Genomic DNA, 1773 nt, shown 5'->3' on the forward strand with positions numbered 1-1773 from the left:
TGTGGCTGCCCCCTGGTGCACTGGTCGCACTCCCCCGATGGCCGGGACCGAGTTGGTGGACCGCACGGCCGCGACCGGGCCGTGCGGAATTCGTTTGCCCTTACGGGCGGGCCGCCTTCGGCACCGAAGCCTGGGCGGTGGCGGGACGCACGGTCTGGACGCTGGTCGGCGGCGTCAGGGTGCGGGCCTGCTTGCGGTTGCGTTCGCGGCGGCGGTCGGCCGGAGCCGCATCGCGCCAGGCCTGGCTCAGCGCGCGGGCCTTCTCGTCCTGGTATTCGCCAAGGAGCTTGTCGCCCGCGGTGCGGTCGGCGAAGTTCCAGAGCTGGCGGGCACCGGGCTGGGCGCCTTCGAGCACCAGCGCGTAGACCGCCTTCTCGATGGCCGCCTGAGTGGCGATCTGCATCGGCTCGTTCGCCGAGATGCCGACTTCGCCTTCGGCCAGCTCGTCGAAGGCGACGAACTTGAAGATGTTGGCGTTGACCGCGACCGAGGCGACCGTCTTGCTGGTCGTCACGTTGCCGAGGACTTCGCCGGTCTTCACCGAGATCGCGCGGAGCGAGATCGTGACGGTGTTCTGGCGCCACTGCATGTTGCCGCCGATGCCGAGGAAGCGGGCACCGAGGCCGCCGGTCTGCGTGTTGCTGTCGTAGCCGACGATGCCGCCTTCGAGCAGGATGCCCGCGAAGAGCAGCGAGGGCAGGACGTTCGACGGCGTCTCGGGCTCACCGAGGTAGCGCTGCCGCATCTCGCGGATGATCTGGCGCTCCTTGAGCAGGTTGTCGAGACGCTCGCGCTCGACGACCGTGAACCAGTTGCCGTTGCCGGCATCGCGCAGCGCCTTGATCAGGATCGAGGTGCCGCCCTGGGTGACGGCGCGCGACAGGCTCTGGATGTTTTCCGAGGGCTTGAGCTGGCCGGTCTGGTCGGTGAACGAGTAGACGGCGATGGGCACCGGCGCCGGCGGCGGCGGCAGATAGATGAGGTCGCGCTGGCTCGACGTGACCTTGGCGAGCTGCGGTGCTTCGCTGGCGGTGGCGATCAGCGACTTCTGCGCGGCGGCACAGCCACCGAGCGCGAGCGACGCACACGACATCAGCGCGAGAATTGCGGTCTTGTTCATAATGGTACCCCCCAATTCCCGTTTACTGGCCGGTCAGGCCGGTCAGCAGTGAACCCTCGACCGACGAGATGCCGGTCAGCGACGATGCCCCCATGAGCGAGCTTTCGGCCGACGTGCTGGCCGACAGGGCGGCCGCGGCAGTCGGGTTGCTGAAGTTGAGCACGGGAACCGAGATCACCGTGTTCTCACCCGTGGTGTTGTCGAAGATCGTCAGCTTGATCTCGCTGAGCGTGCGTTCGAACGAAATCTTCTGGTCGCCCACGGTGAACTCGCCGGTGGTGCCGGGGCTCGAACCGGTGATCGCCTCGACCACGGAGGACGACAGGGCCGAAAGCAGGCGGCTCTGGATCTGGCGGGCGAACAGCTGCGCCTCGGTCAGCTCACCGGTCGTGCCGTCTTCGCTGGCCGGACGATCCGGACGCTGCGCCGTGGCGATCGCCAGCAGGTGATCCGAGTTGAACGGATTGCCGCCGAACGACGGGTTGATGAACTGGAACTTCAGCTCCTGGGCCGAAGCCGCGCTTGCCATCGAGACTGCGGCCAATGCCGCCGCGCTCATGGCGACCAACCTCACCTGCTTCATTATGGTAACCCCCTTAGCTCTCGAAACCCGACTGTATGGCGATTCGTTACCGGTGTTTTCACCATTAACG

General features: G+C 66.8%; 2 protein-coding genes. Both read right to left on the bottom strand.

The genetic code is table 11. The features are described from left to right. Positions 1-100: 100 nt before the first annotated feature. Positions 101-1120: a CsgG/HfaB family protein gene (locus WG901_RS23735; protein ID WP_339589617.1), complete on the bottom strand. Its 1020-nt coding sequence runs from the start codon at positions 1118-1120 to the stop codon at positions 101-103. 22 nt (positions 1121-1142) lie between these two features. Beyond that, positions 1143-1703, bottom strand: coding sequence for a curli assembly protein CsgF (locus tag WG901_RS23740; protein WP_339589618.1), 561 nt, complete (start codon positions 1701-1703; stop codon positions 1143-1145). Positions 1704-1773 lie beyond the last annotated feature (70 nt).

The organism is Novosphingobium anseongense, assembly GCF_037482895.1.
Taxonomy (GTDB): Bacteria; Pseudomonadota; Alphaproteobacteria; order Sphingomonadales; family Sphingomonadaceae; genus Novosphingobium; species Novosphingobium anseongense.